Here is a 5,766-nt window from a genome sequence, read left to right on the forward strand (position 1 = left end):
CCGGTCAGCAGCAGCGCGATGAGCACCGCGAGTAACGGCCGCTTCATAACGCATCCCGGTGTGGTTCGGCGGCGGTATCAATGTCGACTTCCACCGACATCCCCGGCCGCAGCTGCTGCAGTTCGTCACCAAGAATTTTGATGCGCACCGGAATGCGCTGGGCGATTTTCACGAAGTTACCGGTGGCGTTATCTGGCGAGATGGCGCTGAACTCAGATCCGGCGGCGGGCGAGATAAACTCAACGCGGCCGTCAAAGCGCTTGCCGTCCAGCGCATCAACGCGGATCGACACTGGCAGGCCGGGGCGCACGCGCGCCAGCTGGGTTTCCTTCAGGTTGGCAATCACCCATTTATTATCCGGCACCACCGAGGTCAGCCGCGTGCCGGCAGTAACATACGTGCCTTTGCGCACCGACAGCTGACCGAGCTGGCCGCTGTCCGGCGCGATAATGCGCGTGTTGTCCAGATCGATATTGGCCAGCTCCAGTGCCGCCTGCGCGCTGGCTACGTCGCCGGCCAGCGCCGCACGGTTGACGATGGTGGTTTGCAGATTCTGCTGCGAGACCGCCACCTGCGCCGCCGCCTGGCGCAGCTGGGCCTGAGCCTGCGCATTGGCTGCGCGCGCGGCGTCACGCTCGCGTACCGACAGCGAGCCATCCGCCGCCAGATTTTCCACCCGCTTCAAATCGAGACTGCTTTTCAGCGCCTGCGCTTTGGCATTCTCCAGCGCGGCTTTATTGCTGGCGATAGTGGCCTCCGCACTCTTCTGCTGCTGCTGGTTGTTATTCTGCGCGGCGATCTTCATCGCCAGCTGTGCCTGCGCCTGATGCACGCGCTGGCGATAGATACGATCGTCAATGGTCATCAGCAGCTGTCCTTTGCGCACCGGCTGCAGATCCACCACCTCAACGTTCGTCAGGTAGCCGCTGACCTGTGGGCTGATAAAGGTCACCTGGCCGCGCACGTAGGCGTTTTCCGTTGACTGGATGGTGCTGGTAAAGGGCCACAGCTGCCAGGCGTATAAAATCACCAGCACGCCCACGATGGCGATACCGCTCCCGGCGGCGATAGAGAGAATGCGTCGGCGGTTAGCGCGCTCGCGCTCCGCAGCCTGTAGATCGTCCTGTTGACTCATGGGGTCTCCGTTCGGTTTGCTGGCGCAGCCTGCTGCTGTTGCTCAGTCAGATTATGTCGCGCCTGGCGCCAGTTGAGATAACGCAGCCGCGTCAGGCGCCACAGCACCCACATCAGCGTTATCATTGCCAGCGCGGCGGTCAGTAAATAGGTATCGTTATAAGCCAGCACGTTGGCCTGCAGCGTGGCCACGGTTTGCAGCTGACTGCTGCTCTGCGCGCTGAGCAGGCCGCTGTCCGCCAGCTGGCTGCGAAACAGCGCGCTGTACTGGCTGAGGCGATCCACCACATTAGGATCGAGCAGCGACAGCTGATCACCCAGCAGGCTGGAGTGATATTTTTCGCGCCACGTCTGGAAGGTGCCGAGAATGGCAGAGCCAATCAGCCCGCCAAGATTCTGGCTCATGCCAAACAGCACGACAAAACTCACCAGATTTTTCGGCTGAGTCACCACGCCGCCGATGCCAAGCAGCATCGCTGGCCCAAGGAAGAAAGCACTGCTGAAACCGAGCAGAAACTGGCTGAAGTAGAGATTGCTGGCACGCGTCAGCGGGCTGGATTGCGCATCCATCAGCGAGGCGACAATCATTACGGCCAGCGAGACCACGATTGGCCAGCTCAGATGGTTGGGTTTGATGGTCAGCGCGCTGGCAATCATGCCGCAGATCACGCCCGCAATGATCGCCAGCGCCAGCCCGCGCATCTGATCGTTGAGCAGGCCCAGCTGCTGCAGAAAGCCGACCGCGCCGGTATTCTGCTCGGCCAGCACGATGCGCATCATGATCATCACGATGCCGAGCCGCACGATCATGCCATTGCTCAGCCAGCGGGTGTTAATCAGCGGGTTAGCGCGGTTATGCTCCAGCACCACCGCCGCGACAATCAGCACCAGCGCCAGCGCCAGACAGACGCCGAGCCAGGGTGTGCTGAACCACCACTCAATGCGCCCGAGTGACAGCACGCCGCACAATAACGCCATGCCCGGTGCCAGCAGCATAAAGGTGACAAAATCGAGCTTTTCGAACGCTTTGATACGGTCGCCCGGCGGCAGCTTGACCACCAGCACGCAGCCCAGCGCAATCATCGCCAGGCCCAGTTCAAACAGATAGAGGCCGCGCCACTCCTCCAGCTGCAGCAGCTCGCTGGAGAACAGCCGCGCCAGCGGAATCGCCAGCTGTGAGGCGGTGATGCCAATCACCAGCGCTTTGAGACGGTGCTTCGCCGGCCAGGCCTGGATCTGATAATAGATGCCCAGCGAGCTGAGCGCCGCGCCCACCATGCCGTGCGCGGTACGCACGATAATCGCCGAGCTGAGATCGTTCGCGAGGATGTGAAAAAACGCCACGATGACGTACAGCACCAGAAAGGCTTCGGTAAACAGCCGCAGACCAAACTGCTGGCGGAACTTCACCAGCAACAGATTAATGGAGATATTGCCCATCACGTAGACCGCCGGCAGCCAGGCGATTTCGTTGCTGTATGCGGCGAAGGTGCCCTGCAGATTGGTGAGGTTGGCGGTCACCAGCGCATTACTCAGCGCGCCGGTAATGGAGATCAGCAGGCCGATCAGGCCAAACGCGATGCGTTTCGATGGCGCATGCAGCGGTGTCGAGGGCGATCCCGGCAGCATCGGCTTTTCGTGCGGCAGCCATTCGCGAGGCGCATACGGGTTACGTTTCGCCACGGCTATACGTTTCCTAAGCGTTCAAGCAGCTGCTGCAACACGTTTTCGGTCACTGCCAGCGCGGCGGGATCGATATCGGCCAGCAACTGGGCGCGCAGCGCATCCGCCTGCGTTTTTACCGTAGCGAACGCCTCGCCGCCCTGCTCGGTTAACACCAGCAGGCGCTTGCGACGATCTTCCTTTGGCTGCACCCGTGCCAGCAGCTGCTGTTTCACCAGCCGATCGACCAGCGGCACTACACTGGCTTCCTCCAGCCCCAATAGCTGTGCCAGCGCCTTTTGCGTCGGCGGTTCACTGGCGGTCGCCACGCTGGCAATTGCCAGCCAGCTACTCATACTCAAACCGCTCTCTTTCAGGCGGCGATCAACCGCCAGCCGCCACGCATGGGCAGTAAGATGCAACAGACGGGAGAACGGTTGTGGATGGTCAGTCAAAGCGTAGCGGCCTAATGGTTAGAGTTCTAACTAAATGGGAAGGTTATTATAAGCTAAGCGACGTGCGAATGAAAAGTTTGCTTACATCAGCAAATTTAGTCGTGCTGCACGCAGATTACCAGTTTCACTTAAGTCGCAAAAAGGCCCGATCAGGCCGCGTGTACAGCTTGCCTGTATAACTTTTTTCGGCAAAATACCCTATAATATTGAGTAAATTAGCCCGATAAGCACGAAATGCACAAGCCGCCGCTTGTACAGATTAGGGGTTACTGTATAACTTTAGCCGCCATGAATCGGTTAACGATTCGGTAACGAATGATGCAGTTGCGTCGCCTCTGAAGGTGTTGTGGATTTCCACCTTCAGAGGTGTCTTTTTGTGTTGGGTGGTGAGTCAGGTTTTTCGCGCCTGTCCGCGCGGAAATATTTCTTCCTGGTTGTGCTGGCCGCTGGGCCATCAGCCAATCTTAAGGGCTTACACATGCAAAATGCCGTCAACAGCAGCGATACCATCGCTGACAATTTTAAACAGGCCGTTAACAGTGAAACCAATGAGATGGAAGTCTTAGGCCATCTGATTGCTGAAATCCTGCACAGCGGTATGCCGGTGACCAATAAGGCCATTATTGCCGCCCTGATTGGCCGGCTGGAGCAGGAAGCCGATGTCGTCCAGCTGGATGTCTACCGTCACCTGCTGGAACTGGTGGTTCACCAGACCCCGGATGATTTTTCGCTGTAGCCGCAGCGGATTCCAGGGATGGAATCAACCTTATCGCCCCGTTTTACTGGCGCCTCGCGTCATCCCCCGGTAACATCGCCCGCGTTAACTTTTCCATTAAATATTGCTATGCCGTGACGGCATGCGCATCCAATAAAAGAGCCTGCAACAGATGAGTCAAACTGCCGATCGCCCCGCTGCCACAGCGAGCGACATCACGGTCGCACGTGTGCTGCGTTCACCCTCTCTTTTCACCCGCGAGTGCCTGGCCGGGGTGATTACCGCCCTGGCGCTGATACCGGAAGTGATTTCGTTTTCCGTGATTGCCGGCGTCGACCCTAAAGTCAGCCTTGTCGCTTCGGTGGTGCTGTGCCTGACGCTGTCGATTCTGGGAGGACGGCCTGCGATGGTCACCGCGGCGGCCGGTTCCGTCGCGCTGGTGATCGGGCCGATGGTGCACGCGCATGGCGTGGAGTACATTCTGCCGGCGGTGATCCTCGGCGGTGTTATTCAGATCATCTTCGGCCTTGCCGGGCTGTCGCGCATGATGCGCTATATTCCGCGCTCGGTGATGATCGGCTTCGTTAACGCGCTGGGTATACTGATTTTCTTTGCGCAGGTGCCGCACGTCTGGGGCCAGTCGGGCCTGGTGTGGCTGCTGTTCGCCGCCACGCTGGCCATCGTGCTGCTGCTGCCCAAAGTGCTTAAAAGCGTGCCTTCGCCGCTGGTGGCTATCGTGGCTGTCACCGCTGTCGCGCTGCTGCTGGGCTATCGCGTGCCCAACGTCGGTGATGAAGGGCCAATGCGCGCCGGCCTGCCGGATTTCACTACCCTGCTGGTGCCGCTTAATCTGCAGACGCTGCAGGTTGTCTGGCCCACCGCGCTGTCGGTCGCCTTCGTTGGCCTGATGGAATCCCTGCTGACCGCCAAACTGGTGGATGACATGACCGATACGCCTTCCGGCAAGCGGCGTGAATCCTGGGCGCTGGGCGTCGGCAATATTCTGGCAGGCTTTTACGGCGGTATCGCCGGCTGCGCGATGATCGGCCAGACCATTGTTAACGTTGAGCTGGGCAAGGCGCGTACCCGGGTGTCCACCGTGGCCGCAGCGCTGGTGCTGCTGTTGCTGGTCACCGGTCTGAGCCAGATCATGGCGCAGATTCCGATGGTGGTGCTGGCGGGCATTATGATGGTGGTCGCGGTGAAAACCGTGAACTGGCACAGCCTGCAGCCGGCCACGCTGAAACGCATGCCGTGGTCGGAAACGCTGGTGATGGTGCTGACCGTCGCCGTCACGGTGTGGACCGGTAACCTTGCGCTTGGCGTGCTGGTGGGCGTGATGCTGGCCATGATGCTGTTTGCGCGCCGCATCGCTCACGTGATCCATGCCGAGCGCCAGCTGAGTGACGATGGCGAGCATGTGCACTACACGGTACGTGGCCCGCTGTTTTTCGCCAGCAGCAACGATCTGTTTGAGCATTTTGACTACGGCCACGATCCGCAGCGCGTCACCATCGATTTGACCCACGCGCAGATTTGGGATGCCTCCAGCGTGGCGGCGCTCGACGCCATTGAGTACCGCTACCAGCGGCACGGCGCCAGCGTCACCTTCACCGGCCTGGATAACCGCAGCAGCGATTTCCGCGATCGCCTGAGCGGCAATCTCGGCTAGATGTGCGATCGGGACGCCCGGTGCAGGCGTCCTGTTCGTCATTATTTTACCAGGGAAAACAGATCATTGAGCGATTCGCTCATGGTTGGGTGGGTAAAAATCTGGTCACGCAGCACGCTATACGGCAG

Annotated in this window: 6 protein-coding genes; 2 read left to right on the forward strand and 4 right to left on the reverse strand. The window is 59.7% G+C overall.

The genetic code is table 11. The annotated features are described in order from the left end of the window. Positions 1–43: 43 nt before the first annotated feature. Genes ERD80_RS20585 through ERD80_RS20595 form a run of 3 tightly spaced genes read right to left on the reverse strand, consistent with a single transcriptional unit; the run spans position 44 to position 3,251 of the window. Positions 44–1,135 carry an HlyD family secretion protein gene (locus ERD80_RS20585; protein ID WP_136548350.1) on the reverse strand — a complete coding sequence of 364 codons (1,092 nt, stop codon included), beginning with the start codon at positions 1,133–1,135 and terminating at the stop codon, positions 44–46. Beyond that, the gene (locus ERD80_RS20590; RefSeq protein ID WP_132465245.1) at positions 1,132–2,817 is read right to left on the reverse strand and encodes an MFS transporter; all 1,686 of its coding nucleotides are present in this window, start codon (positions 2,815–2,817) and stop codon (positions 1,132–1,134) included. Before ERD80_RS20590 ends, ERD80_RS20585 begins: the two co-directional genes overlap by 4 nt. Before the next feature lie 2 nt (positions 2,818–2,819). Continuing rightward, on the reverse strand, positions 2,820–3,251 hold the full coding sequence (locus ERD80_RS20595) for a MarR family transcriptional regulator (RefSeq protein ID WP_058769594.1): 432 nt from the start codon (positions 3,249–3,251) through the stop codon (positions 2,820–2,822). A gap of 478 nt (positions 3,252–3,729) precedes the next feature. On the opposite strand from ERD80_RS20595, the gene ERD80_RS20600 reads away from it, so the two are divergent. Together ERD80_RS20600 and ERD80_RS20605 are read left to right on the forward strand one after the other, a co-directional pair. After that, positions 3,730–3,987, forward strand: a complete 258-nt coding sequence (locus ERD80_RS20600) for a biofilm/acid-resistance regulator YmgB/AriR (protein ID WP_058780778.1) — start codon at positions 3,730–3,732, stop codon at positions 3,985–3,987. Positions 3,988–4,138: 151 nt separating this feature from the next. Continuing rightward, entirely contained in the window at positions 4,139–5,638 is a 1,500-nt protein-coding gene (locus tag ERD80_RS20605; RefSeq protein ID WP_136548352.1) for a SulP family inorganic anion transporter, read from the forward strand. A 41-nt stretch (positions 5,639–5,679) separates the two neighbouring features. Here the strand turns inward: ERD80_RS20605 and ERD80_RS22935 are convergent. Further along, positions 5,680–5,766: hypothetical protein (locus ERD80_RS22935; protein ID WP_248295886.1), on the reverse strand; the 87-nt coding region annotated here is incomplete at its 5' end.

The sequence above is a fragment of the Pantoea sp. R102 genome (assembly GCF_004916815.1).
Lineage (GTDB): Bacteria > Pseudomonadota > Gammaproteobacteria > Enterobacterales > Enterobacteriaceae > Pantoea > Pantoea dispersa.